We start from the raw sequence: 1308 nt of genomic DNA on the forward strand, positions 1-1308 counted from the left end.
GGTTCTTCACGGAATCCCGGGAAACACAGAAACAAGAACGCCGATTTGATTGATGATGTTCGTGCGAGCAAACACATCTAACAAACCGGCGTTCTTATGCGCGATATTAATACTTTCCTTCCCTTTTGGGAGGGCTTTTCTGTCGTCACCATCAAGCCCGATGGCGATGCGCTACAGATCGACCTGACACCCCACGCCACCCAATTCCCCTCTTGTAGCGGCTGCCAAAAACCGTGCTCGACCACGCATGAGTATTGCCAACGAGTCATCCGCGATCTGCCCATTCTTGGCCGAGCAGTGCGCCTCAGCGTTTTGCTTCGGCGTGTTGGGTGTCGCGACTGTGGTAAACGCATGGAAGCGGTCAGTTGGCTGGATCGCTATGCCCGCATGACGCGCCGCCTGGCCGAGGCGGTCATTCAAGCCTGCGAGCGTCTCCCCACAAAACACGTGGCTCAACTGTTCGGTCTGCATTGGGACAGCGTTCGGTTGCTAGAGCGTCGAGCCTTGCAAGTGGCGTTGAGTGTTTTGCCAAAGGCGCAGCCACGGCGCTTGGTGATGGATGAATTCGCTCTGTTCAAAGGTCATCGTTACGCCAGCGTCGTGCTGGACGCCGATACCCGGCGAGTGCTTTGGATTGGCGAAGGTCGCAGCCGCGCGGCGATCAGGCCATTCTTCGAAGAGCTGGGGCCAGAGGGTTGCGCTCGCATCGAAGCGGTGGCGATGGACATGAACACCGCCTTTGACCTGGAGGTTCGTCAGCACTGCCCAAAAGCGCGCGTGGTCTACGACCTCTTTCATGTGGTGGCCAAATATGGCCGAGAGGTGATTGATCGAGTCCGCGTCGATGAAGCTAATCGGCTACGTCATGACAAGCCTGCCCGAAAGGTCATCAAGCAAGCGCGATGGCTGTTGCTGCGCAACCCGCAGAACCTGAAAACGCCGGAGCAACAGGTCCGTTTGGAGGATCTGCTGGCGGCCAACCAAGCGTTGATGACGGTCTATTTGATGAAGGCTGAACTCAAAACGCTTTGGGCACCGAGCACCGCTTGGGGCTGGCGATCAGCCTGGCAGCAATGGTTGCGCCACGCTCATGAAAGCCAAATACCACCTCTGATCCAGTTTGCCAAACGACTGAAGGGTTACTGGCGAGGCATCGTCAGTCGTGTTCGCTGGCCGATGCATACGGGCCAATTGGAAGGCATCAACAATCGAATAAAGGTCATTAAGCGGATGGCGTACGGTTACCGGGATAGCGAATTCTTTTTCATGAAGATCAAGAGCGTCTTTCCCGGTAATCCGTGAAGAACC

The 1308-nt window shown here is 56.2% G+C and carries 1 protein-coding gene; it reads left to right on the plus strand.

What is annotated here, in order from left to right:
• Positions 1-96 precede the first annotated feature (96 nt).
• Positions 97-1302, plus strand: a complete 1206-nt coding sequence (locus JQF37_RS31195; protein ID WP_130211659.1) for an ISL3 family transposase — start codon at positions 97-99, stop codon at positions 1300-1302.
• Positions 1303-1308 lie beyond the last annotated feature (6 nt).

The organism is Pseudomonas sp. MIL9 (assembly GCF_016887925.1).
Lineage (GTDB): Bacteria > Pseudomonadota > Gammaproteobacteria > Pseudomonadales > Pseudomonadaceae > Aquipseudomonas > Aquipseudomonas mohnii.